At 66.6% G+C, this 21,816-nt stretch carries 32 protein-coding genes and 1 other annotated feature; of the genes, 10 read left to right on the top strand and 22 right to left on the bottom strand.

The genetic code is table 11. The features are described from left to right. Positions 1-383 precede the first annotated feature (383 nt). Positions 384-626, top strand: a complete 243-nt coding sequence (locus tag NI17_RS24685; RefSeq protein ID WP_369974882.1) for a transposase family protein — start codon at positions 384-386, stop codon at positions 624-626. 26 nt (positions 627-652) lie between these two features. Here NI17_RS24685 and NI17_RS09770 read toward each other — a convergent pair whose 3' ends face one another. The 3 genes from NI17_RS09770 to NI17_RS09760 all read right to left on the bottom strand — a co-directional run bounded on the left by NI17_RS09770 (position 653) and on the right by NI17_RS09760 (position 3,089). After that, entirely contained in the window at positions 653-1,603 is a 951-nt protein-coding gene (locus tag NI17_RS09770; RefSeq protein WP_147416991.1) for a hypothetical protein, read from the bottom strand. 363 nt (positions 1,604-1,966) lie between these two features. Then, entirely contained in the window at positions 1,967-2,761 is a 795-nt protein-coding gene (locus NI17_RS09765) for a polymorphic toxin-type HINT domain-containing protein (RefSeq protein ID WP_234402182.1), read from the bottom strand. Further along, positions 2,682-3,089, bottom strand: coding sequence for a hypothetical protein (locus NI17_RS09760; RefSeq protein WP_234402181.1), 408 nt, complete (start codon positions 3,087-3,089; stop codon positions 2,682-2,684). Before NI17_RS09760 ends, NI17_RS09765 begins: the two co-directional genes overlap by 80 nt. 375 nt (positions 3,090-3,464) lie before the next feature. Here NI17_RS09760 and NI17_RS09755 point away from each other — a divergent pair, with 375 nt between their 5' ends. Next, on the top strand, positions 3,465-4,190 hold the full coding sequence (locus tag NI17_RS09755; RefSeq protein ID WP_234402180.1) for a hypothetical protein: 726 nt from the start codon (positions 3,465-3,467) through the stop codon (positions 4,188-4,190). A gap of 317 nt (positions 4,191-4,507) precedes the next feature. On the opposite strand, the gene NI17_RS09750 is transcribed toward NI17_RS09755, so the two are convergent. From NI17_RS09750 to NI17_RS09705, 10 genes are all read right to left on the bottom strand, one after another. After that, positions 4,508-4,864, bottom strand: coding sequence for a hypothetical protein (locus NI17_RS09750; protein WP_068694255.1), 357 nt, complete (start codon positions 4,862-4,864; stop codon positions 4,508-4,510). Then, positions 4,861-5,439, bottom strand: coding sequence for a GNAT family N-acetyltransferase (locus NI17_RS09745; RefSeq protein ID WP_119268113.1), 579 nt, complete (start codon positions 5,437-5,439; stop codon positions 4,861-4,863). Before NI17_RS09745 ends, NI17_RS09750 begins: the two co-directional genes overlap by 4 nt. A gap of 33 nt (positions 5,440-5,472) precedes the next feature. After that, entirely contained in the window at positions 5,473-6,069 is a 597-nt protein-coding gene (locus NI17_RS09740; protein ID WP_068694253.1) for a hypothetical protein, read from the bottom strand. Between the two features lie 72 nt (positions 6,070-6,141). Then, complete coding sequence (locus NI17_RS09735) at positions 6,142-6,912, bottom strand: hypothetical protein (protein ID WP_068694251.1); 771 nt, start codon at positions 6,910-6,912, stop codon at positions 6,142-6,144. Beyond that, complete coding sequence (locus tag NI17_RS09730; protein ID WP_157129816.1) at positions 6,909-7,079, bottom strand: hypothetical protein; 171 nt, start codon at positions 7,077-7,079, stop codon at positions 6,909-6,911. Before NI17_RS09730 ends, NI17_RS09735 begins: the two co-directional genes overlap by 4 nt. After that, positions 7,076-7,597, bottom strand: coding sequence for a hypothetical protein (locus NI17_RS09725; RefSeq protein ID WP_147416990.1), 522 nt, complete (start codon positions 7,595-7,597; stop codon positions 7,076-7,078). The genes NI17_RS09730 and NI17_RS09725 overlap by 4 nt, the downstream gene beginning before the upstream one ends. After that, entirely contained in the window at positions 7,594-8,223 is a 630-nt protein-coding gene (locus NI17_RS09720) for a hypothetical protein (RefSeq protein WP_147416989.1), read from the bottom strand. The genes NI17_RS09725 and NI17_RS09720 overlap by 4 nt, the downstream gene beginning before the upstream one ends. A gap of 68 nt (positions 8,224-8,291) precedes the next feature. Beyond that, positions 8,292-8,762 carry a hypothetical protein gene (locus tag NI17_RS09715; protein ID WP_068694245.1) on the bottom strand — a complete coding sequence of 157 codons (471 nt, stop codon included), beginning with the start codon at positions 8,760-8,762 and terminating at the stop codon, positions 8,292-8,294. A 55-nt stretch (positions 8,763-8,817) separates the two neighbouring features. After that, on the bottom strand, positions 8,818-9,231 hold the full coding sequence (locus NI17_RS09710; protein WP_068694243.1) for a hypothetical protein: 414 nt from the start codon (positions 9,229-9,231) through the stop codon (positions 8,818-8,820). A 258-nt stretch (positions 9,232-9,489) separates the two neighbouring features. Beyond that, a complete protein-coding gene (locus NI17_RS09705; RefSeq protein ID WP_119268111.1) occupies positions 9,490-9,858 on the bottom strand; it encodes a hypothetical protein in 369 nt (122 codons plus the stop codon). 131 nt (positions 9,859-9,989) lie between these two features. On the opposite strand from NI17_RS09705, the gene NI17_RS24540 reads away from it, so the two are divergent. After that, complete coding sequence (locus tag NI17_RS24540; protein WP_068694240.1) at positions 9,990-11,573, top strand: ADP-ribosylglycohydrolase family protein; 1,584 nt, start codon at positions 9,990-9,992, stop codon at positions 11,571-11,573. Positions 11,574-11,612: 39 nt separating this feature from the next. Here NI17_RS24540 and NI17_RS09695 read toward each other — a convergent pair whose 3' ends face one another. Continuing rightward, the gene (locus NI17_RS09695; RefSeq protein ID WP_068694238.1) at positions 11,613-12,095 is read right to left on the bottom strand and encodes a helix-turn-helix domain-containing protein; all 483 of its coding nucleotides are present in this window, start codon (positions 12,093-12,095) and stop codon (positions 11,613-11,615) included. A gap of 524 nt (positions 12,096-12,619) precedes the next feature. Between NI17_RS09695 and NI17_RS24680 the strand changes: the two genes are divergently transcribed. Then, on the top strand, positions 12,620-13,252 hold the full coding sequence (locus NI17_RS24680; RefSeq protein WP_394326780.1) for a helix-turn-helix domain-containing protein: 633 nt from the start codon (positions 12,620-12,622) through the stop codon (positions 13,250-13,252). Further along, the gene (locus tag NI17_RS09690; RefSeq protein ID WP_424565563.1) at positions 13,165-13,719 is read left to right on the top strand and encodes a transposase; all 555 of its coding nucleotides are present in this window, start codon (positions 13,165-13,167) and stop codon (positions 13,717-13,719) included. The genes NI17_RS24680 and NI17_RS09690 overlap by 88 nt, the downstream gene beginning before the upstream one ends. A 16-nt stretch (positions 13,720-13,735) precedes the next feature. Here the strand turns inward: NI17_RS09690 and NI17_RS09685 are convergent, their stop codons facing one another. From NI17_RS09685 to NI17_RS09670, 4 genes are read right to left on the bottom strand one after another with little or no spacing between them, the layout of a single operon-like run. Beyond that, positions 13,736-13,960 (bottom strand): hypothetical protein, encoded by a 225-nt coding sequence (locus tag NI17_RS09685; protein ID WP_147416988.1) that lies wholly within the window; start codon positions 13,958-13,960, stop codon positions 13,736-13,738. Continuing rightward, positions 13,957-14,742 carry a hypothetical protein gene (locus NI17_RS09680; protein ID WP_119268109.1) on the bottom strand — a complete coding sequence of 262 codons (786 nt, stop codon included), beginning with the start codon at positions 14,740-14,742 and terminating at the stop codon, positions 13,957-13,959. The genes NI17_RS09685 and NI17_RS09680 overlap by 4 nt, the downstream gene beginning before the upstream one ends. After that, on the bottom strand, positions 14,742-15,080 hold the full coding sequence (locus NI17_RS09675) for a hypothetical protein (RefSeq protein ID WP_119268108.1): 339 nt from the start codon (positions 15,078-15,080) through the stop codon (positions 14,742-14,744). Before NI17_RS09675 ends, NI17_RS09680 begins: the two co-directional genes overlap by 1 nt. 21 nt (positions 15,081-15,101) lie before the next feature. Continuing rightward, the gene (locus NI17_RS09670) at positions 15,102-15,719 is read right to left on the bottom strand and encodes a hypothetical protein (RefSeq protein ID WP_147416987.1); all 618 of its coding nucleotides are present in this window, start codon (positions 15,717-15,719) and stop codon (positions 15,102-15,104) included. 762 nt (positions 15,720-16,481) lie between these two features. On the opposite strand from NI17_RS09670, the gene NI17_RS09665 reads away from it, so the two are divergent. The 3 genes from NI17_RS09665 (at position 16,482) to NI17_RS24675 (ending at position 18,976) form a co-directional block, all read left to right on the top strand. Beyond that, a complete protein-coding gene (locus tag NI17_RS09665; protein WP_068694314.1) occupies positions 16,482-18,188 on the top strand; it encodes an RHS repeat-associated core domain-containing protein in 1,707 nt (568 codons plus the stop codon). A 174-nt stretch (positions 18,189-18,362) separates the two neighbouring features. Beyond that, positions 18,363-18,599: a PH domain-containing protein gene (locus NI17_RS09660; RefSeq protein ID WP_243597671.1), complete on the top strand. Its 237-nt coding sequence runs from the start codon at positions 18,363-18,365 to the stop codon at positions 18,597-18,599. Further along, positions 18,596-18,976, top strand: a complete 381-nt coding sequence (locus NI17_RS24675) for a CPCC family cysteine-rich protein (RefSeq protein WP_119268105.1) — start codon at positions 18,596-18,598, stop codon at positions 18,974-18,976. The genes NI17_RS09660 and NI17_RS24675 overlap by 4 nt, the downstream gene beginning before the upstream one ends. A 132-nt stretch (positions 18,977-19,108) precedes the next feature. Here NI17_RS24675 and NI17_RS09655 read toward each other — a convergent pair whose 3' ends face one another. The 3 genes from NI17_RS09655 to NI17_RS09645 are packed head-to-tail and all read right to left on the bottom strand — an operon-like array spanning position 19,109 to position 19,915. Next, on the bottom strand, positions 19,109-19,294 hold the full coding sequence (locus NI17_RS09655) for a hypothetical protein (protein ID WP_119268104.1): 186 nt from the start codon (positions 19,292-19,294) through the stop codon (positions 19,109-19,111). 48 nt (positions 19,295-19,342) lie between these two features. Further along, positions 19,343-19,693, bottom strand: coding sequence for a hypothetical protein (locus tag NI17_RS09650; RefSeq protein WP_119268103.1), 351 nt, complete (start codon positions 19,691-19,693; stop codon positions 19,343-19,345). Positions 19,694-19,711: 18 nt separating this feature from the next. Continuing rightward, a complete protein-coding gene (locus tag NI17_RS09645; RefSeq protein ID WP_068694057.1) occupies positions 19,712-19,915 on the bottom strand; it encodes a hypothetical protein in 204 nt (67 codons plus the stop codon). 160 nt (positions 19,916-20,075) lie between these two features. Between NI17_RS09645 and NI17_RS09640 the strand changes: the two genes are divergently transcribed. Beyond that, positions 20,076-20,300, top strand: a complete 225-nt coding sequence (locus NI17_RS09640) for a transposase (RefSeq protein ID WP_084012888.1) — start codon at positions 20,076-20,078, stop codon at positions 20,298-20,300. Continuing rightward, positions 20,258-20,370: a sequence feature (AL1L pseudoknot), on the top strand. It overlaps the preceding gene by 43 nt. An 8-nt stretch (positions 20,371-20,378) precedes the next feature. Here NI17_RS09640 and NI17_RS09635 read toward each other — a convergent pair. After that, positions 20,379-20,654: a hypothetical protein gene (locus NI17_RS09635; RefSeq protein ID WP_211329493.1), complete on the bottom strand. Its 276-nt coding sequence runs from the start codon at positions 20,652-20,654 to the stop codon at positions 20,379-20,381. 77 nt (positions 20,655-20,731) lie between these two features. On the opposite strand from NI17_RS09635, the gene NI17_RS09630 reads away from it, so the two are divergent. Then, positions 20,732-21,367, top strand: coding sequence for an integrase core domain-containing protein (locus NI17_RS09630; RefSeq protein WP_199860205.1), 636 nt, complete (start codon positions 20,732-20,734; stop codon positions 21,365-21,367). Positions 21,368-21,816 lie beyond the last annotated feature (449 nt).

Genomic DNA, 21,816 nt, shown 5'->3' with positions numbered 1-21,816 from the left:
GTCGTCCACTTCCACTCCGTCATCCGCCTCAACGGCCCCGATGGGCACACCTCTCCGTCCCTCGGCCGAGGCCACCACAACCACCCTGGCGGGCGTCGTACCGCATGCCGCCTCGGCTGTGGCGGTCGCTGCTCCGGCAGCCGAGGACGAACTGGCCCGTGTATTGCGCTGGGGCGTTCAGCCCGACATCAGCCTGATCACGGCGAGCGGGGAGCTAACCGTGATCAGGCAGTGACCTGTGGCTACATCGCCAAGTACTTTCACCAGGCACCCTCGACGTCCTGACTGGGTTTGCGGCTGCCTCAGTAAATGCACATGCTCGACTTTCGCAACCACTTCTTCACCAAGTCGCCGAGCGGATCCAGGCCGCGGGGCTGCTCGGCTTGGCTGACAAGGGCTATGTCGGTCTGGCCCCAAAAGTGGTGTTCTGCCCGTTCAAGGGCCGGGGCAAGCCGCAATGGAAGAAGGACGCCAACTCCGCCCACGCCAAGCTCCGCGCTCCTGGCGAGTGGGCCATCGCCCAACTGAAGAACCGGCACGTCCTCCGCCGCCTACGATGCTGCCCCACCGCATCCAGCGAAATCGTCCGAGCAGTGCTGGTCCTCCAACTCTGCGAAACAGGATGAAAAAGCCCAGTACAGCGCTCCCGCCATCACAACACCAGCTTGAAGACAACTCCAGGGTCTCCGAAGTTCATCATTATCGATTTTCCGGCACAGGAGACACCTTGCGGAAAATGAGGCAAGGGATCACCATTTGGCATAACCACCCTAGAAATATCCTGAATCTCAATTTTTCCATTCTTTACGATACCCACAGAGATTAAATCGAATCCAACACGGGAAGTTCGCTTTCTTCTCAAACCGTAATTCCCTAGGAACACAAATTTCTCCCCGTCGAAAGCAATACCCTGTGGAGCGATAACCGTTGAGGGAAACATGCTCGTAGAGCCATCTACATCCACATGAACAACTAGATTTTCATGATCCAATGCAGCCACAGTCCCCAAGGGGCCACTATTCAGGGCATAGCAAGAGAAAAATTCGCCGGAAGTCCCTTGGGAAGGAAGGGTCCAGTTCACTCTTCCCTCTGCACTCCAGCGAAGCAGTCCAGGAAGGAAGGAAACCCTGTCGTCCTCCCCGTCCGCGCCCTCCTCAAAGGGAACCCGCCACCAACTTGGCTTGTCCCTATAGCCAACCCATATATTTCCATCCCTGTCCGCGGACAGATGAGAGAATTCGTTTCCCAGGAACAAGCTTCTTTGAATCCGCCCGAATTCGTCAACAATCCAAGCATTCACCTCTCTTTCAGAGAGTTCGTCGCCCTCTTCCATTCCACGAGCAGCAAGCAACCTACTAGCGATAACAAAAGAATCGCCAAGACGGTCGATGATATCTACCTGAGGAGGAAGTTCCGGAACGTCGACAGCACTCCCTTTCCACAGGATCGCCAAACCCCCCGGGCGACAGGAAAAACTAACACCAGCATCTAACAAATAGTTGTCTTTGTAGACGATTCCAACTTCCTCCCCAAAGAGATTCATGCCAAAATAAATATTCCTGTATCCGGAAACAGAAGCGTCTAGCTTTTCTAGGAAGTACATATTTCAAGCCACCAGCTATAGCATCATTCAAGGTTATTGGTCAGCACCGCACTGCAGTCTCATCCACAAATATGACCCAACTTGGAGCGACCTCCTAGATCGTCGACACATGCATTCATATCCTACAGCTACTGAACTACGCCGCCGCTCATCAGAATTTGACCATTCTAGCCGACGACAGGTTGCGACGATGCCGCTGTCATGGTTCACACACCTACAGACAGGCCTACAGCTGATTACTTTAGAGGGGTTACAGAACTGCCACCCTCGACAAACATGGGAATGCCAGAGAAAAATTGGAATGACAGGGGCGGAGCCACCAAAGTCGCCCTGCCCACACCCTTAAAATCCTGTTTGTCGAGATCACCTCCTCTTTACGGGATGCGCAGTCCATATATTTCCACTATCTAGCACAACAATCTCAACGGTACTAGTGCTGACTTCTCCATCCCGTCCAATGTCATTTCCATACCCATAGTCATAGCGATGGAGATGTCCTCTCCTCCTAGGATTAGGGCTAGGATCACTATTGCTCACTGCATCCAGAAGTCTCTGCTCAAGCAATTCATTGTCTTCATCGTCATAGAGGAATGACTCATTGAATTCTCCGGCGTTCTGATCTCGCTCTCTCGCACCTTCTCCGTGACGACTATAGATATGTCCCAACCTATCGCTACTGATTGTGGGGACAACTCCGTCTTCGCAGTTATGCGTCAACAGCGACGTGGTGTTCGCGTATGCATAGTAGGTGTGGACGCCTTGGACGGTGAGGTTGTGGACGGTAGTTGCCTGGGCCCATGCCCTGATGGAGGTGATCTGGACCCAGGTGCCAGCCGAGGTCTGCAGCCACATTCCCGGGGTCAGGTCGATGGCGTCGACCCACTGGCCAAGTTCGGGGGCCCAGAAGGGGTGGCCGTCGGTGGCGATGATGACATCGCCCACCGCGGTTGGCTCGGGCGTGGTCTCCCTGTCACTGTCATCGTCAGCCGATCTCTCGGTGGCCGGATCCACCGTGATCTCTACCAAGTCTTTTGCCCCGGCCCCGACGATCGTGGCCAGCACCGTCCTGGGACCCTGTTCACCGGTCTCGGGGTCTGTGGCCAGTACCTTGTCGCCGGTCTTGACCTTCTCGATCGGTTTGGACGTGCCGTCGGCCATCAACACCCGGGGTACCGGGTACGAAGCTGTTGCTGATCGGGCATATGGCGTTGCCCGGGTCTTTCTTCATCAGCGTGCTAATCGCCGAGATGATCTCGCCGCCCAGTTTTTCGATCCTGGGGACCAGGTTGGCGAACTTGCCCCAGCGCAGTGCGTACTTAACCGCGAGCTTGGCCAGCACCCCGCCTGGTGCGAATAGCGTCATCGCCACGTTCAGTGCCGTTTCACCGCAGGCCCCGATATCGCCCGTGGTCAGACACTCGAGGCCCGTGGTGATGCCCAACTCGTCCGCAATGATCTCGACCAGTGCCGTCGCGGCCGCAGCCAACTGCTGCTTTGCCTGCGGCCGCGCGGTCCCGCCTGACGAGGACGAAGAGGCATACGAGTACGAAGATGAATACGAAGAGGTCCTCTGGTATTGAGCCGGAACTAGATGGTTCTGGTGGTGTAGCTGGTGTGTGGGGCCTGGAAGTACTGAGGTTGAATTCATGGGGTTACTGTTCTTGACAGGCCGACCCAGCAGGCCATGCCGGAGGTATGAGGTGCCCTACCGGCGGCGGGCTGGCCGCCGCAGAACGCCAACGACGCGAGGCCAGAGGAGATCGGCCGCCTGCTGCGCGGCGGCACGACCCTGCACGACCTGCTCACCACACACCTGGGCGTCGTCGAGCGGCAGGAACGCGCCCTGCGGGCCCGGCGGGCGGTGCTCAGGGCCCTGATCAAACAGGGCGGCACGGCCGCCCGGGCCGACCTGATGCACAAGCTCGTCTCGATGAGCGACGAGGAACGCCAGCAGGCCATCGACGACTTCTGGAACGACGTCGGTGAGGGACTGGACGTCGCCGAGGGCTTGGTCGACCGGCTGCGCGGGATGCGTCCGGTCCTGCCCGCCGACCCCACGGCCGCCCAGCTCGAAGCCTGGATCGAGCTGGCCGACCTGGTGTCCCGCCCGGAGTTTCGCGACGCGGTCCGCGCCTACCTGCGCGATGCCTACTCCGCGCCGGAGGCCCAGCTCCTGGCGACCGAGCCGTTCCAGGACTTCATCCACGACAGCGGAGCCCCGCTCATGCGGGAGCTTCTCGCCGCCTACCGTGCCGGGGAGTCGCCGCGTTCCGCCTGTGTGCAACAGGCCGTGATGCGTTTTGTGGAGGAGGTCACCGCGCTGTCCGGTACGCCGCTGACGCCCGAGGTCCGCGACCGGATGGCCGACGGCTACCGGCAGGTGCCCGACCTTCTGCGCCAACTCGCCGAAGAGGAAGCCGCCGACCCCGGCCCCGGCTACGACGACACCCACGGCCGGTACCTGTCCCTGGTGGCGGTGATCAACGGAACCGAGGACGAGAACGACCACGACCGCGTCCCCTATGCCTGGATCGCCGACGCCATGAGCATCACAGAACCACCACACCCTGACGGCCCCACACGGTGACCGAAACGGTAGACCCCGGGGCCCGTCTCAGAGCCTCGCGGGCCGCTCTTCGGCTCCGCGGCTCCGACAAAGAACCGGGCACCGGTATCGCCGAGCAGGCTTCGCGGCGTCGGCCTGGTGCAGGGCCACGGCGCGGCGGGATCACCCGGTCCGCGTGCTCGTGGAAGTCCGCCCCGGTTCCTGCGCCCGCGTGTCGCCCGCCCTGAGGTCGAGCCCTGGGTTCTGCCACAGGGCGGCCGGGCCGAAGACGCGCGGGCACGCCCTGGCGGGCACTCCATCGAGTCCCGCGCCACGCACCCGTAGCAGAACAGCCGGTCCTAGCTGTTCAGGCGCGCATGCAGTGCGGCGGCACCCGGTGTGGGGCAGTCCTCGTGCGGGCTGGCGCAGAAGTGGTGTCCGGCGACGGTGACGCCTCCCGGTTGGAGCGCGCCCGCCGCCAGGCCTCGGGCCAGGGCTGCGAAGGTCGTCGTGCAGTGGGGTCCACCGTAGAGCAGGTCGTCGCCGTGCGCGGTGACCGTGTCCGCGCATTCCTTGGCCAGCCTGCGACGCTCAGCCGGGGTGAGGCGTGCGACCTGGGGCAGCGCGGTGAGTACGGCGACGGGCAGCACGGCGTCCAGTCCAGCGGAAAGCCGCACGACCGGGTCCTTGAACACGCGGTTGCCGGAAGGAGTCACCGGCGTCCTTCCTTGAACGCGAGAGCGGCCTCGACAGTGGCCTGGCAGCAGGCCATGACCTCGCGCAGCGGCAGGCGGTACCGGGCGGCGAGGTCGCGGGCCAGGGCCACGGTGGTGTCGGGGACCAGCAGCCGCGCCGGCACGTCGCGGGTGTGCGCGGCAGGTGTCAGCGGCAGGACGAGCCGCTCCAGCGGCGCCTCCAATCCCAGGTGGCGGGCCCACACCTCCCCCAGCACGGTGCGTGCGGTGCTGATGGTCAGCGGTTTGCCGGTGCGGCGGGAATGCAGGGTTGCGGCGGTGGTCCACAGTGCGGTGGCGATGCCCTGCCGCCGGTGGGCGGGGCGGACGTAGAGCAGGGTGGCGACGCGGCGGTGTTCGTCCCAGCGGATCGTCCCGAACTGGTGGGTGGCGAGGTCCTCGACGCAGTCGCTGTCGCCGATGAACTCCACCACCTCGCCGGGGACGCGCGCTCCACGGCAGGGCATGGCGATGAGGTCGCGAACGGCGGAGTGCGCGCTGGTGTCGGCCGGGCGCTGGTCGAACACGTAGTACAGCGCGGGAGTGGCCTGGGGCACAGTTCTTCCCTCTCTTCCGGTGGTGTGGAGCGGTCAGGGCAGGCGGGGTGCTCGGGTGGCCAGCCACCCGGTGACCGGCACGATCTCGGGCGCGGTGGGCACGGCGACATAGAAGTCCAGGACCCCGGCCAGACGGGCCAGCGGGTCGTCGAGGTCGAACAGCCCGTGGTCCGCCATGTCCTGCGGGTCCGCGGTCAGGGCGCGGCGTTGCAGCAGGCGGTAGTCGCGGCTCAGGAAGACCACCGAGACCCCGGCGTGCTCGGCCAGGCGCGGGCACACCCGCGCGGCGTAGGCCATGCACGAAGGGTGGGTGGGCGGTTCGATGAACAGCGGCGCCTGGGCGGGGGACCCGTAGAAGACCACGGTGTCGGTGGGGGCGATCGCCTGGCCGCACAGGCCGCAGCGGCGCTCGACCATGGCCTGGCGTTGGCGGCGCATGCACTGCTCCCCGTAACGGGGGGTGCCGTGGACGCAGTCGCAGTCCAGGACAAGGCCGAGACCAACCTGGTGGCGGACCCGTTCAGGGGCTGTGGTCCAGGACGCGTTCCACGGCACGGGCAACCCGGCGGTGTTGGTCGGCAGAGCGGCCACGGCCGGCGGCTGGGGCACGGTCTTCCAGGTTTCGGGCATGACGGAGACTCCCGGTGGTGCGGTGCTGGAGGTGCGGCGGCACGGCGGGCCGCCGCGGGACGGTTGTGCGGGTCAGTGGCCGCAGTCGCGGCGCAGCGCGGCCTCGCGCATTTCGTGGGCCTCGTCCAGCCAGTCGTCACCGGTGTCGATGAGGACGCTCGGGTGCAGGCCCCACAGCACGGTGTTGACGGCCAGGCAGGCCGCGGCCAGTTCGTCGACTTCGTGGAAGCGCCAGCGCACGGATGCGGGAGCGATACCGCGTCCGCGCAGGTCATGGACAACGGGCAGCAGTCGGGTACCGGTGCCGACATCGGACAGGGTGAGCGTGTCCCCAGGCTGGGCGGTGCTCAGCCGCTGGACGTCGCGACGCGGGCGCACGGTGAGCGGGTCGGTGAGGCCGCCGAAGCTGTTCCGCCGCAGCTCGTAGAGGACCGCGCCGAGCAGGTCGACGCGGGTACGGCGGTGCGGGTCGCCGACGAACCCCAGCAGTCCGGCGTCCAGGCAGCCGGCGACCACGGCCCGGGCTCCGGCCAGCAGCAGGCGGCTGTCGGGTTCGACCAGCCACTCGAAGAAGCACACCCAGTACGGGTGCAGTCCCGGCCAGACCGCGGCCGCGTGGTTCCACCGCGCCCACTGGTCGCGCCGGAACTCGTGAAGGCGCAGATCGGGCAGGCGCCGCAGCGGGTCGAGGACATCGGGCTGCCGCACTCCGGTGTACAGGGCCAGGCACGCCACCGCGCTCACGGGGACTTCCAGGCGGGACGGCCCGTACACGCTCCTCCACCGATCATGTGCGGTGGCCGCGATCCGGCGTGCCTGGGTGCGGGCCTGTTCGGCGGTCACCGGGCCACCTCCTGGTCCCGACGCCAGAAGCGTTTCTCTGCCTTGCGCAGGGCACGGCGGCGGCGTACCCGAATCGTGCGGGACTGGGCGCCGTTGCAGCAGTTGCCGACGCAGTAGCCGCGCACGGTGGAACGGGCCAGCATCGAGGCGCGGGTCGTGGCGGTCATGCGGCTTCCCACCCCCTCTCGAGCAGGGACCGGCCCAGCCGCACCAGCGCCTGGTAGGCGCCGGCACGGTCGGGGTGGCGGGTGGTGTCCGCGCCCGCCCACGGGGCAGGGCCGTTGCCGGTCAGGGAGCGGTGCAGGGTGTAGCCGGTGCCGTCGGGGTAGGCGTACAGCCCGCACACGGCCCCGCGTCCGCGGAGCCGCCACTCGATCGGCGGATGGGCCACCAACTGTTTGACCGATCCGAGCGTGGACCACCGTTTGCCCGCACCGGGCAGGCACACGGTCGCCTCGACGATCCGGTAGCTTCCCTCGGGCCGCACCGCCCAGCACACCTCGGCGCGGAACGCCCCGCGCTCCAGCCGGACCGACACCAGGTGCGTCCCGGAGCGGTCCTCGCGCAGGACGGCCAGGTCCCAGCCGTGGTCGAGAGCCAGCGCGAGGAACTGCGCGATCCCGGACGGCAGCGGCAGACGGCGCGGGTGGATCGGCGGCGGCCCCGCCGTATCGGGCGCGCTCATGTCCCGCTCACCCGCTCGCTTTGGCCGCGACCGTAATGGTCGTTGGCCCAGGCGTTGAGCGGGACGGGATGCTGGGTGTCGGGGACCGCGACCAGCAGGCCCAGTACCCCCAGACCAGCGTTGCCGTCCAGGCCGCAACGCGGATAGGTGTAGCGGGCTTTCCCGTCGGTGATCCGGGTCAGCCGCTGCTCGTACAGCGCATATCCCGTAGCGGCGAGGACCACCGCGTTGCGCAGGCTCCACAGGCGGGGAAAGACCTCGACGACACGGCGCGCGCAGGCCGGGTGCAGCGGCGGGGCGGTGGTCGCCCCCGCTCCCAGCACCCCCAGGAACACCAGCGGCCCGTCGACGGGCTCGCCGCAGTTGATGCACCGCCGCTCGGCCATGAGGCGGCGCTGGGCGTTCGGGCAGTAGTACTGCGGCACCGGCACACCCAGTCCGGGTTGGCAAGGGCAATTCAGCACCGCACCCTGGCCGGGGGTGGTCCAGATCTGCGGGACGGGCAACTGTGTGGTGGCCTGGCGGGCGTGGGCGCGCAGGGCCGGGAAGCCGGGAAGGTGGTGCGGTGGGGGAGCGGGCGGCAGCGGAACCGCGTCAGGGGCCAGGTCGGCCCAGGAAACGGACATGATTCCTCCGATCATCGGATCACACAGACTCGGGTGGGGCCGGACGTGCTCCAGTCCGCCCCGGGCACTCAGCCCCGCTCGTCGGCGGGGGTGAGCGCGGTGATGTGGGCGCGTGGCAGGACGCGGTGGCCCAGCCGGTCGAACTCGAACTCGTAGTGGTCGCCGGACTCCGCCTCGGTCATGCCGGGGCGGATCGTGGCCGGGTTGTGGACGGCGAGGAACAGGCCGGTGTCCTCCAGTTCAGGTCCGCCGGGCGGGGTGTAGACGACGTGGACCCGCTGTCCCAGCAGCAGTCCGTTGCCGTCGCGGTGGGCCAGGGCGGGGTGGTGTTCGTGGGCGATGTGGGCGAGTGCGGCCTTGGCGCCGTCCAGCGGGGTGCGGTGGCCCCGGCCGTAGGCGCCGCAGTCCGAGCAGTCCCAGTCGCGGCCCCGCCAGGACACGAAGTCCGGCAGCGATCGGACGGCTTCCAGGTCCAGGACCCCGAACGGGTGGGTGGCGGCGGCCTCGATGCGGGCGAAGACACGCGGATCAACGGTCACAGCGGACTCCTCACACAGGTGGCGCGGGCTTCTGGCCCCGGCGGAACCGGGGTGGTCATCGGTGGGTCAGGTCGGGGATGCAGGCGTGGGCGGGGCACGGCTGCCAGGACAGGTCGCGTTCCACGACCACCAGCCCGCCTCGGACGTTGACCTGCTCCAGTTCGGTGAGGTTGACCAGTCCCCACTCCGCGCCGTCGGGGACGTGCCCCAGGCGCGTGTAGCCGAAGGCCAGCCACACCACCTCGTTGCCGTTGGTCTCGGGCCAGGCCTCGGCGATCCACCAGTCGCACCCGCCCGCGAAGTAGTGCAGGTGGATGGTCGCCTCCTCCAGGCGGACGGGACGGTTCTGCCCGCGGCCGGGAAGGCCGGCCAGAACGTCCGCGGGCAGGAAGGCGTGGCCGCGGCGGGCGCGCTGGGTCTCACGCATCCTCGGCCGTTCGGTGAAGCGGTCTGCGAAGTCGTGGGTCATGCGGGTTCTCTCCTTGCGAGCCGGTGCGGTACCGGGAGCGAGCGGTGTCGGAGCCACCACCCTCAGTAATGTATCTATTCAAAGAAATAGATTAGATGCATAGTCTTGTCAAGGGAGAACGCCGGGCGACCTCGGAGAACTTCATCCGGGAAGCCTGCTTCCGATTCTTAGATTAGATGCATAGTCTGGATGGGGTGGGGAACACCGGTCAGGGATGGGGTGTGCCACACACCCCACCCCCGACCTCTCCCACGCCTCCTACGGAGTCGGCTGCTCCGACTCCCCGGGAAGCCGCGACCGGGCGCGGTAGAGGCGGTCGATTTCCTCGGCATAGGCCGCGGCGGCCTCGGCGAGCCCGCGTGCGGTCTCCAGGTCCTCGGGGGCGATCTGCTCGGCGGAGACCGCCGTCAGGTGCACGTGCACCGCCCCCTGGGCCAGGGAGAAGATCGGCGGCCGGGCGTCGTAGCGGTGGCACTCCGCGTACGGATTGCCGACCCGCTGGGCCTGCCCGGCAGCCTCGGGGTCGAGGACACCGGAGTGGAACGAGGCGTTGACGAGGTGGTGCTCGGTGGAATGGGAGACGTTGAGCCCGCTGAACGGAGTCAGCAGCGGTTCCGGCATGGACACGCCCTTCCGTGATCGCTGAACCAGGACACCGGAAGAAGACCACCGCGCCCGCGTGTCGTGACACCCCGCACCCACGGCTCCCCACCGAACCGCCCACTGCCAGCGACACACAGCAACCGACGGGAGACAGCATGCTTCACGTTCTGGACCGCGCCGCCGGAGTACTCCTCGGAGCCGCCTGCGGAGACGCCCTCGGCGTCCCCTACGAGTTCGCACCCCGCCTCGACCAGCAGCAGACACCGCGCATGATCGGCGGCGGACTGGGCCCCTACGCTCCCGGGGAGTACTCCGACGACACCCAGATGGCGGTGTGCATCGCCCAGGTCGCGGCCACCGGCGCGGACCTGCGCTCCTCGGAGGCCCTCGACCAGGTCGCGCACCGCTTCGTCGACTGGCACCGCGACGGCGCCTCCGACATCGGCATCCAGACCGCCGCCGTGCTCGGCCAAGCCGCCCGCAACGCCGAGGCACACGCGGAGTTGAGCCTGGCCGAGTGGATGCTGGCCGCATCAGGAGCCCGCGTCGCCCAGGGACGTCCCAGCGCGGGCAACGGCTCACTGATGCGCACCGCCCCCGTCGCCCTGGCCTTTCCGCACGATCCCGAGGCCACGGCCGAGGCCGCCCGCCGCGTCAGCGAGCTGACCCACGCCGACCCGCTCGCCGCCGACGCCTGCGTGCTGTGGTGCGAAGGCATCCGCCACGCCGTGGCCCACGGCACCTTCGACGGCGTACGCCGCGGTTTGCGACTGCTGGAAACTGACCGGCGCGCCCAGTGGGAGGCCTGGTTGGACGAGGCCGAACACCACCCGCCGCACACCTTCACCGACAACGGATTCGTGGTCCGCGCCCTGCAGGCGGCCTGGTCAGCGATCACCCGCACCCCCGTCCCCGAGCACCGCCCCGCCGACGGAGTCTTCGCCGCCCAGCACCTCCAACACGCCCTGGAAGCCGCGGCGCGCGCGGGAGGCGACACCGACACCGTGGCCGCGATCGCCGGAGCCCTGCTCGGCGCCCGCTGGGGCGCCTCAGCCATCCCCTGGCAGTGGCAGCGCGCCGTACACGGCTGGCCCGGCCTGCACACCCGCGACCTGACCAGCCTGGCCGTACGCACCTTCCAGGGCGGACACTGCGACGCCCAGGGGTGGCCCGAAGCCGCCCGCCACCCCTTCCAGGCCGACGTCACCGAGCCCTTCGTCACGACCCACCCGCACGACGACGGCGTCCTGCTGGGCAACCTGCGCCTGGCCCGCCCCTGGCAGGAGACAGCCGACGCGGTGGTGTCGCTGTGCCGAACCGGCACCGCCGACTTCACCGAGGTCCCACGGACCGACCATGTGCGGGTGTGGCTGATCGACCAGGTCGGAGCCAACGCCCACGTCCACTTCACCCTCGACCAGGCCGCCCACGCGGTGGCCGGACTCCGCGCCGAGGGCAAGCGGGTGCTGCTGCACTGCGCGGCCGGACGCAGCCGCACCCCGGCCGTGGCCGCCCGCTACGCCACCCTGCTGGGCCTCGACCCCGCCACCGCGTTTCACGACATCCTGCGCGCTCTGGCCCCCAACCGGCCGCTGCTCAACCCCGAACTGGAAACCGCCGTCCACGAACTGGCCGGACACCCGGTGCCGCCTCGCCAGTCCCGGTCCCAGGGATCTCTGCTCATCGCCTCCGAGGGGCCGTCGCCCGCCGGTCGGCAACCAGAACTGCCAGGGGAGTAGCCCCGGCAGGGCCACAGTCAGCGGGCCCGGAGAAAGTGGTCAACTCCGAGCCCCGTCGGCTGTCTGTTGATCGTCGCCGGCGGCCTCGCGCCGCGCGACATCCTGGGCGTGGGCCTCCAGCAGCACGTCGACCGATACCCCGAACAGCGCGGCGAGCTTCTCGGCGTCACCGTTGCGGATCCGGCGGACCCGGCCGGTCTCCCAGTGCGAGTAGGCCCCGGTTGTCAGCTCCGGAATCCCCGCTCGCTCCACCACGTCCTGCTGGGACAGCCCTCGGGCAGCGCGCAGCGCGGCCATGCCCCTGACCTCCGGGTCGAGAAAGTCCGCGGGTCGCTTCCCCAGCGCGGCGGCGATCCTGGCCAGGGCCTCCACCGAAGGAGCCGACTCGCCCCGCTCGTACCGCGACATCATCGGCTGCGACACCCCAGCCCTGCGCGCCAGCGCACTCATCGACAGCCCCGCCACCTCACGCGCCTCACGCAGCTTCTCCGGCCGCCACCCCGCAAGCCCGCTCCTGCCCATCGAACCCCTTCGCCCACGACCGGCATCCACCACCTCCTCCCCACCATGCCGCATCCGTGAGGCGACACGCATGCTCGACGTGGAACACCAACACGCCATTAATGCATCTATGCTAAGAAATATTTTTGGCGAATAGATATGGTCGCTCTCCTCAACTCGTTGAGCTCCGCCAGCACTCCCAGCTTCACCGTCCGAACCATCTGAAGAGGAGAGACAGCATGCGCACGGTACCTGCTCGAACCAGATACGGTCCGAAGCGGACCAGTCACCCCTCCGAACAGGCCACCGCAGACCACTGCCGGACCACACCCGCCACTCCGGCTCAGACCATGGTCCACTTGCATCGGCCGCCCAGCGGCTACTTGACCATCTCCGCGCCTCAATGCAGGCCGATGAGTCTCCCGCCGCTCCAGACGAACATGAGTTGACCAGCGTCGGAAGTCACGCACAAATGCCCACCGGAGACGGCGGACCAGGTGTGCTGAGGTTGAATCTGTGGGGTTGCGTTCTGTCGGTTGTCTGGTGTGGCTGCTGGTGGGCGGGGTTGTGCCGAAGGTGTGAGGTATGCCGGTGGCGGCGGTCAGCCCGCCGTGGAGCGAGAACGTCGTGAGGCGGTGCGGATGGCTGCGGTCGAGGACTTCGCGGCCGGGGTCTCCACCACACAGGTGGCCGCCTGCTATCGGGGGTCGCGGATGTCGGCGTGGCGGTGGCGGCAGGCTTTCGAAACCGGAGGGCGTGAGGTGCTGCGGTCCAGGGGTCTGCGTCGCGGTGCCGACTTGATGAGCGCGAACTGGCGCTGCTTCAGCGGTTGCTGGAGGTCGGAGCGGGTGCGCATGGATGGACTGACCAGCGGTGGACGCTGGAGTGGGTGCGCTGCCTGGTGGTCGAGCACTTCACGGTGGCCTCCACGCTCAAGGGTGTTTCCCTGGTGCTGCACCGGATGGGGCGGGTGTGTGCGACGAGGGCCCGCGCACCGGGCGCGGGCGGCTCAGCGCGACGAGAGTGCGATCACCGACTGGGGGGTGCCGGGACTGGCCGGTGGTCAAAAGACCGCGGGCGACCTGGGCGCCTGGATCGTCGTCGAAGACGAGTCCGGGCAAGGGGCTCAGGGCCGCCCGGGGCACGGACGTGGAGCAGACGCGGACACACTCCGGTGAGTGCTGTGCCGGCACAGCAGGGGCGGGTCACCGCCGCCCCGGCCTGCCACCGCGGCGGCTGTGTGTCCCGGCTGTTCTCCCGCACCCGTGTGGAACACCAGAAGTCCGGGGAGAACGCCTCCTTCACCGAGGCCGACTCCATCGCCCTGCTCGATGCCGCGCATCGACGGTTGGGCGGCCCGATCGTGCTGGTCTGGGACAACCTCAACCGGCACACCAGCGCGGCGATGCGTCGCCGCCTGTGTGGTCGGGACCGGCTCAGCGTGGTGCGCCTCCCCGCTCACTCACCCGGACTCAACCCGGTCGAGGGTGTGGGGGCGGTCCTCAAACGCGGTCTGGGCAACCTGGCGGTTGCCCACATCGACCAGCTTGCCGAACTGGTCGCCCGCCGGCTCGCACCGATGCGGTACCGGCCCGCCCTGATTGATGGATTCCTCGCCGGAGCCGGACTCACCCTTGAGCCGTAACCCCACAAATTTAACCTCAGTTGTCGTCCTCGGTTACTTCTGTCTTTGTCTTGCAGAAGATTGAGGTTTCCTCACCGACATCGAATCCGAGGATGCTGTCTATACCAACGTTGTATTCGTTCCACCCGTTGTCACGTAGCTCACCAGGAGAGTGTGGGTCGAAGGAGTCAGCAGCGGCAGTGGATACTGCCATGAGCACTGCGAGAACCGTGCAGACAGCAACGATCCAGGCGCGCTTCATTCGCTGTCGTCCCACTCGGGGAAGGAGATCGGCGTCCAGTTGGGATTGTCGAGGGTGTAGTCCTCCTCCTTGGGCGCGTAGAAGTCCTGCATGGAGGGATCCCGGACCTCTTCGATCACCCAGTCGCCGGAGCGTACCGAAGGCTCCCAACGCATCAGACAGCCGTGGATGTAGCGCCGCTTGAACACCAGTCCCATGCCGTCGCTGATCTCCTCGGTGGCCAGAATCCGCACGTCTACGGTGAAGGAGTCGGTCTCTTCCCACCACACTCCGATGGGCGTGATGTAGAAGTAGGACGCCGGAGCGGGAAACTTCTCATAATCGAAGACGGTCCCCTCCGGCCGGTCCCTGTCGATGCCGTGAGCGCGGACCTTCAGGAAGCCCTCTATCTCCTCTTCGAGGTCTTCAGAGGGGATCTGCTCGTTCTCAAGGCCGTGGTAGACGGTCAGGGCGTCGGCCAGAGCTTGTGCGTCGTTGGTGGAGAGTGCCTGGACGGCGGCGATGGCCGCCGAGACGGCGCCTTCGGGGGTGCGGGGATAGTTCACCTGGTACTGGCCCAGAGCCAGGTTCTCTCCGGCCAGGGGCACGAAGGCGTCCGCTGTGGCGGAGGGGGCCGGGCTGGCCTGCGGGCTCGAAGACGCCGTCGGAGTCTGCGCGGTGCCGGCCCGGCCCAGCAGCCAGCCGACGACCAGGGCCAGCACGACCAGGAACGCGGCGGCGGCCAGGAGAAGACGGCGGCGGGTGCGTGCGGCCCGGGCGGCGATCTGTGCGGGTGTGGACATCAGGTCGCGAACAGTCCGGCGACGATGGAGGTGGCCATGACCACCAGGCAGGCGCCGAAGATCACCGAGACCGCGTGGCGCAGGCCGTCAGCGGAGGTCGCCGACCGGGACGCCAACTTGCCGACCATCAGCATGATCCCCGAGGCGACCAGTCCGAAGAACGCCACGAGCGCGGCGATCCAGTAGGCCCATCCGATCCAGGTGGTGGCGTACTCGTCCAGGCCGGGCGGCGCGACCGCCGGGGAGTCCCAGTCCGGATAGTTGCCTCCCGGGGCCGGGGACTCGGTCGTGTCCGCCAGGAACAGGGCAGCGTCCGTCAGCAGCAAGAGCGGTTCCATGGTGGGGTCTTCCGTGTCGGCTCACGCGCTGGTGAGCGGGGAGGAGGAGGTGTCCAGGACCAGGGAGGGCACCGACTCCGGGCGGGGGGAGTGCGCGGCGAGGTACGTCGCGGTGCACAGGATCTGGCGGATCCGGGTCAGCGTCCGGCGCGCCCGAGCGACGTTTCGACCCCTGCCCCGCAGTGCCTCGGCGGGCTCATAGACCATGCGCAGGCCGGGCAGGTAGGGAACCTCCAGCGTCCATTCCACCCGCTCGGCCAGGGCGTGGGTGTGCCGCACCACGGTCGGCGGTGGCGGCAGCGGGGCGTCGCGCACCACCAGCAGCACCGGACGCGCCAGCGTGTGCGGCCACCGGGAGATCACCGCGGAGGCGTCGACCAGTCCACGCACGGTCGAGGGGGCCACCACCACCTGCTGGACGTGGGGATCGTCGTCCAATCTGCGCGCTTGGGCGACGTACAGCGTCAGGGGGATGTCCTCTCCCACCGCCTGCAGCAGGTCCCGGACGAGAAGCGCATGGCCGAGATGTTCGGGGGCGGCAGGAATCAGCACGGCATCGTGGGAGGCCCTTCTCTGACTTCTGAAGGAGTCCTGCGACCGCCCCACGTCCCACAGTGAAGAGGACGAGTTCTCGGTCATGGATCGCATCCTGCCGTTCTCACATTACGGTCAGTCAGCACTGTTTATACCATCAGTCCCGCTACGGACATGAGCGCCATAAATCACAGAGAGCAGAAATGGTTCCCCCGTTGAAGTGGCCTTTTGCGCGCCGATTGGCCGCGGCGGCCCTCCTGGTCACGGCGTCCGCGGCGTGCGCGTCGGCCTCCGCCGGCACCTACGCCATTCCTGACCAGGTCGAAGGCATCCCCGACGTGGTGCTGCGGGCCTATGGCCAGGCTGCTGCGGCGGCGGCGGAGATCGCCCCGGACTGCACGGGGATGCGGTGGAGTGTGGTGGCCGGAATCGGCCAAGAAGAATCTCACCACGGCACGCTCAACGGCGCTTCGGCCGACACGGCCGGAGACATCACTCCGCCGATCATCGGTGTGGCGCTCGACGGCGGGGTGATCAACGACCGCGGGGACACGGTGCAGGCCATTTCCGACACCGACGGCGGCCGCTACGACCGCGACCCGAAGTGGGACCGGGCGGTCGGGCCGATGCAGTTCATTCCCGCGACGTGGGAGACCTGGGGCAAGGACGGCAACGGCGATGGAGTGGCCGACCCGCACAACATCGTCGACGCCGCCTACGCCGCGGTCGCCTACCTGTGCGGCACCGGAAAGACCAACCTCAACGACCCCGCCCAACTACGAGACGCCCTCTACCGCTACAACCACTCCAGCGCCTACGTGGAGAACGTCTACAACCACATCCAGGCACTCCTACACCTACGACGCGGTGGGCAACCGCGAGACCACCGAAGTGCGCCACGCAGCCAACGGCGACACGGTCCGCACCTACACCACCCCCGCCGCCGGCCAGTCCCAGCCGCACACCCTCACCCAGGTCGAACAGACCGGACCGGACGGCACCCGGTTGGAGCAGTACACCTACGACGCCTCCGGCAACATGACCAGTCGCACCACCGCCTCCCGCGACCAGGACCTGGAATGGGACGCCGAGAGCAGACTGGTCAAGGTCACCGAGGAGGACGGCTCCACCACCGCCTACCGCTACGACGCCGACGGACAGCAACTGATCCGCGAAACCCCCACCGAGGCGGTGCTGTACCTGGCGGGCATGGAGATCCGGCTGGACAAGACCGTGCCCTCGGTGGGAGCCACCCGCTTCTACCAGCATGTGGGCGAGACCGTGGCGGTACGCACGAGCGGCAACGCTGTTCACTGGATCTTCTCCGACCACCAGGCCACCGGACAGTTGGCGGTGCACGCCCTCACCGGCCAGACCGTGCGCCGCCGCACCACCGCGTTCGGCGCCGACCGGGGCAGCACCGGCACCTGGCCCACCGACAAGGGCTTCGTCAGCGGCACCGTCGACGAGTCAACCGGCCTGGTCCAGTTGGGGGCGCGCGCCTACGACGCCAACACCGGCCGGTTCATCTCGGCGGACCCGATCATCGACTTCGCCGACTCCCAACAGATGCACGGCTACGCCTACGCCAACAACAGCCCCATCACCTTCTCCGACCCCAGCGGGTTGTACTACGACTACGCGGCCGACTACCGGCGCCAGTACAAGCGGCGGCAGGCAATGGCCATCAATTCGAGGTCGAAAGCCAACGCCGAGGCTGCTCGGGCCGGGCGCCCGGTCCCGGTCTCACCGCCCACCTACATTCCCAACTTCGGCAGTCGTGGTGGCCGCTACTACGGTGCTCCTTCCATGTCGGCTGCGTCGCCTTCCCGGCTCTACCAGCGGACAGCCTCCTCGTCCTCGTACTCGTCTTCGTCGGGAGGGACTTCGCATTCGGAGGCGAGTCAGCAGTTGGCGGCGGCCGCGACCGGGCTGGTCGAGATCATCGCGGACGAGTTGGGCATCACCGCGGGCATCGAGTGTCTGACCACAGGCGATATCGGGGCCTGTGGTGAGACGGCGCTGAACGTGGCGATGACGCTGTTCGCACCGGGCGGGGTGCTGGCCAAGCTGGCGGTCAAGTACGCGCTGCGGTGGGGCAAGTTCGCCAGCCTGGTCTCCAGGATCAAGAAGTTGGGCGGCGAGATCATCTCAGCGGTCAACACACTGATGAAGAAGGATCCGGGCAACGCCGTATGTCCGATCCGCAACAGCTTCGTTCCCGGCACTCGGGTGTTGATGGCCGATGGCACGTCCAAGCCGATCGAGAAGGTCAAGACCGGCGACAAGGTACTGGCCACAGACCCCGAGACCGGTGAACAGGGTCCCAGGACAGTGCTGGCCACCATCGTCGGATCAGGAGCCAAGATCCTGGTCGAGATCACCGTGGACGCCACCACCGAGAAACCCGCCGCCGACGACAGTGACAGGGAAGGGACGCCTGGGCCGACCGCGGTCGGCGACACTATCGTCGCCACCGACGAACATCCCGTCTGGGTCCCCGAACTCGACCAGTGGGTCGACGCCATCGACCTGATTCCGGGAACCTGGTTGCAAACCTCGGCCGGCACCTAGGTCCAGATCACCGCTATCAGGGCATGGACCCAAGCTGCCACCGTCCACAACCTCACCATCCAGGACCAGCACACGTACTATGCGCTGGCAGGGGCCACGCCTGTACTTAACCACAATTGCAGCTGGACCAGTCAGGCGAATTTGGACAACCACTAAAGAAAACATGGAGAAGAGATGGGGTTTGAGACGCAGATTGAATACCAGAGAGCCGCAGAAGACTTGATGTGTGACTGTGATGGGCTTAGGCCTGGAGTTCGGACGAGGGCCGTCGATGGTACGACTTACTGCCTCGATGAAGAAAGTGGGGAATTTGGCGTCAAGAGCGAAAGGGGGATCGTTGCCTATTATAATGCAGGAGAAAATGCGGTTTCGTATTTTGAGAGGCAGGGGGGATTCGAGGTCGGTAGATGAGTGCCGGGGAAAAATTTCCTTGCCCGTGCTGCGGTTGCAAGGTCTATTCGGAGGGGCCCGGGTCCCATGAGATATGTCCCATATGCCTCTGGGAAGATGATTTAGTCCAACTTCGTTGGCCGTGCTTTGTTGGAGGGGCGAACGGCGTTTCGCTTGTTGAGGCGCAAAAGAATTTTCTGGAATTTGGTGCATGTAAGGAAAATCTTGTCAAGTTTACAAGAAAACCTGTAGAGTATGAGTGTACTGCTTTTGGGTGGCGTCCGATAGATCTGGATGTAGATTATTTTGGGGAGAATTTGGATTCTCTTCCTTATCCTCGAGATAAGACTCTCATGTATTGGTGGAAAGAGGACTTCTGGTTGAAGGGGAATGACTGAATTGATCTCGTTAAGATTTTCCGACTAAATGACTCGAATTTCGGTAAGACAGTGAGTGGGCCTTGACTCCTGGCAGGCGTGAAGCCTTGGTGGAACGGTTCTCACCACAAAACCGCGTCCACTGAGGTTTTCTCATCGAATTGAGTGTTCGTAGCGGTGGAGGGCCGGGGTGGCCTGGACGATGCGGCCGACCACAGAGGGGCTGAGGCTGATGCGGCGCAGCGCGGTGTAGCGGCCGACCAGTACGGCCATGGCGCGTTCGCCCACCGCGCGCAGGGCCCGCAGCAGTTGGTTGTCGGTCCGGTTGTCGGTGTGCATGCGCGCCTACGACACTTCCCGGAAAGCCCGGATCGGGGATGTGGATGCCTACTCCGGCTTCGTCGTGGCCGCCGTCGGCCGACACGACCAGGCCTTCGTGGGCGGCCGCACACCGCGGCAGCGGCAGGGCGTGGGTGCGTGCGGCGGTGAGGCCGAACCGTGGGACTCCGGCACGGCCTCAGAGGCCCACAGCGGATGGCCGGCGGCATCGGCGAGGAACCGCACGCCCGCACCATGGTGGTGCTTGTGCGCCGAGTACCACACGTCTGTGCCGCGGTCGTTGGGTTGGGTGCAGCGGGTGGTGGCGAAGACCTTGCCGTCCAGGATGACCGGGGACCTGCCCTGGTCGCGGAGTTCGTCCAGGACCTGGCGCAACTGGGGAGCTTGGGCGGCCAGCACGTGGGTGCCTTCGTGCGCCTACCGGTAGGCGGTGGCCCGGCTGACGGCGTGGTCGCGGGCCGGGGCGGTGATGCGGCTGTCGTCACGGAAACGGCGCAGCACCAGCAGTGCCTGGCGAACCGGAGTCAGTGCCCGGGGCCGGCGGGGCGTGCCAAGAGCGCGGCGGTGGGCGGCCAGCAGGCGGACCAGGTAAGCGACCACGGGACGGCCAACGTCGAGCATGGCAGAACAGTGTTCCGTACCGGGTGTGATGGAGGCTTTCCTTCCTGGGAAGGATGAGAGTCATGGCAGCATCGAGGAGATACCCCGATGAGCTGCGCGAACGCGTGACCCGGATGACGGTGGATACCCGGCCGCGATCCGGCCACACGCCCTGGGGTGAATCGCCCGCATCGCCGACCGGTTGGACATCAACCGTGAGACGCTGCGCACCTGGGTGGCCCGGGCCGAGGTCGATGCCGGAAACCGTCCCGGCACCACCACCGACCAGGCCCACTACATCACTGAGTTCGAACGCGAGGTACGTGAACTGCGGCGGGCCAACGCGATCCCCAAGTCCGCGTCGGCTTTTCTCGCCGCAGGGCTCGACCGCCCACACATCAGGTAGTCGCCTTCATCGACGCCCACCGCGCCGAGTTCGGGTCGAGCCGATCCGCGCAGTGTCGCGGGTCGGCTCGTCCGCCTACTACGCGGCCAAAACCCGGCCGCCTTCGGCCCGCTCGTGTACCGATGCGGCCACCAGTGAGGCGATCGCGAAGGTGCACGCCGAGCTGAACCGCCAGGACCGGCGCGTGGCCCGCTGCACCGTGTAGCGGTTGATGAAGGCCGCGGGGCTGCGCGGCATCAGCCGCGCCAAGGGGCCGCGCACCACCGTGCCGTCCCCGGCCGCCGAGGTGCGCCCGGACCTGGTGGGGCGCTCCTTCACCGCGGACGCGCCCGACCGGTTGTGGGTGGCCGACACCACCTGCGCGCCCTTTACGGATGGTGCTACGCCGCCTTGTCATTGACGTGTTCTCCCGCCGCGTGGTGGCCGGGTTGGTGTCGACGTCGTTGCGCACCGACCCGGCCCTGGACGCGCTGGAGACGGGTCTGGGAAGCCGCGAGCACGTCGGCCGCAGCGTCGACGGCCTGATTCACCACTCCGACCGCGGCGTGCGGTATCTCGCGGTGCGCTCCACCCGAAGGTTGGCCGAGGCTCGCGCGGTGGCCTCGGTCGGCACCACCGGGAATTCCTACGACAACGCCCTGGCCGAGGCGTTCCACTCCCTGTTCAAGGCCGAACTGGTCCGCAACCGCAGGCCCTGGAAGAACATCGACGACCTGGAACTCGCGGTCGCCGAGTACGTCGACTGGTTCGACCACCGCCGCCTGCACGGCGAGACCGGACTGGTCCCGCCAGCGGAGTCCGAAGCTGACTTCTACCAGCACAATCCCGAACCGACATCCGTCGATGCGTTGGTTCCCAGCCTCCAAAAAACCTGGTGCGGACCAACCGTCGGCGTGAGAGGAACGTGCATGTGGTCACCTGCCCGGATGAGGAACTGCTGTGAGCCTCCGAGGCGCCGCTGGGAGCAGTGCAGCCCCCGGGCTGCCCGCATCCGGCGAACTCGTCCGAGCGGTGCTGGTCCTTCAACTCCGCGAAGCACGACGAAAAGTCCGCTTGTTCCCCGCTGAACATATCCCGGAACTCACTTCCCCAAACCGGAGAAAATTTATTTTTCTTTTTCTCGCCTGGAAGTGACTATGCTATAGGACAGTCCAGCCGCCGCAATAGAAACCAGAAGGACCCCAACAAGAACAGCAAGGAATTTTGCAACCGCGCCACCGAAATATTCATCGAATATCGGCTCAGCAATATCCCGAGAGTACAAGAAAGAGAAACAGAGAAACAGAAACCACAGCACTATGAGAAGTTTTCTCATTTTTCCCCAATCTGGGGTGTCGGCTTCCAACTGAGCCGACACCCCCCTCTTGCGCACAAAAGGGGCACCTAGCTACGCTTTTCTTCCGCCGAATCCCCAATGGTGAGCAACATTGGGCCGACGGTGCGCTTCAATTCTATGTCAAAACGGACGGCGCAACATCTCTCCGAATCTCAAATTGATACCCACATTTTTTGCAGA

Source organism: Thermobifida halotolerans (assembly GCF_003574835.2).
Lineage (GTDB): Bacteria > Actinomycetota > Actinomycetes > Streptosporangiales > Streptosporangiaceae > Thermobifida > Thermobifida halotolerans.
The sequence above is the reverse complement of the archived record's forward strand: the minus strand, read 5'-3'. Positions and strand labels throughout refer to the sequence as shown.

Excerpts from the sequence above, each read along its gene's own strand:
- NI17_RS09770 (WP_147416991.1), bottom strand. The coding sequence starts at position 1,603 with ATGTACTTCCTAGAAAAGCTAGACGCTTCTGTTTCCGGATACAGGAAT.
- NI17_RS09765 (WP_234402182.1), bottom strand. The coding sequence starts at position 2,761 with ATGGCCGACGGCACGTCCAAACCGATCGAGAAGGTCAAGACCGGCGAC.
- NI17_RS09740 (WP_068694253.1), bottom strand. The coding sequence starts at position 6,069 with ATGCCCGAAACCTGGAAGACCGTGCCCCAGCCGCCGGCCGTGGCCGCT.
- NI17_RS09730 (WP_157129816.1), bottom strand. The coding sequence starts at position 7,079 with ATGACCGCCACGACCCGCGCCTCGATGCTGGCCCGTTCCACCGTGCGC.
- NI17_RS09725 (WP_147416990.1), bottom strand. The coding sequence starts at position 7,597 with ATGAGCGCGCCCGATACGGCGGGGCCGCCGCCGATCCACCCGCGCCGT.
- NI17_RS09720 (WP_147416989.1), bottom strand. The coding sequence starts at position 8,223 with ATGTCCGTTTCCTGGGCCGACCTGGCCCCTGACGCGGTTCCGCTGCCG.
- NI17_RS09710 (WP_068694243.1), bottom strand. The coding sequence starts at position 9,231 with ATGACCCACGACTTCGCAGACCGCTTCACCGAACGGCCGAGGATGCGT.
- NI17_RS24540 (WP_068694240.1), top strand. The coding sequence starts at position 9,990 with ATGCTTCACGTTCTGGACCGCGCCGCCGGAGTACTCCTCGGAGCCGCC.
- NI17_RS09695 (WP_068694238.1), bottom strand. The coding sequence starts at position 12,095 with ATGGGCAGGAGCGGGCTTGCGGGGTGGCGGCCGGAGAAGCTGCGTGAG.
- NI17_RS09685 (WP_147416988.1), bottom strand. The coding sequence starts at position 13,960 with ATGAAGCGCGCCTGGATCGTTGCTGTCTGCACGGTTCTCGCAGTGCTC.
- NI17_RS09680 (WP_119268109.1), bottom strand. The coding sequence starts at position 14,742 with ATGTCCACACCCGCACAGATCGCCGCCCGGGCCGCACGCACCCGCCGC.
- NI17_RS09675 (WP_119268108.1), bottom strand. The coding sequence starts at position 15,080 with ATGGAACCGCTCTTGCTGCTGACGGACGCTGCCCTGTTCCTGGCGGAC.
- NI17_RS09670 (WP_147416987.1), bottom strand. The coding sequence starts at position 15,719 with ATGACCGAGAACTCGTCCTCTTCACTGTGGGACGTGGGGCGGTCGCAG.
- NI17_RS09660 (WP_243597671.1), top strand. The coding sequence starts at position 18,363 with ATGGGGTTTGAGACGCAGATTGAATACCAGAGAGCCGCAGAAGACTTG.
- NI17_RS24675 (WP_119268105.1), top strand. The coding sequence starts at position 18,596 with ATGAGTGCCGGGGAAAAATTTCCTTGCCCGTGCTGCGGTTGCAAGGTC.
- NI17_RS09655 (WP_119268104.1), bottom strand. The coding sequence starts at position 19,294 with ATGCACACCGACAACCGGACCGACAACCAACTGCTGCGGGCCCTGCGC.
- NI17_RS09645 (WP_068694057.1), bottom strand. The coding sequence starts at position 19,915 with ATGCTCGACGTTGGCCGTCCCGTGGTCGCTTACCTGGTCCGCCTGCTG.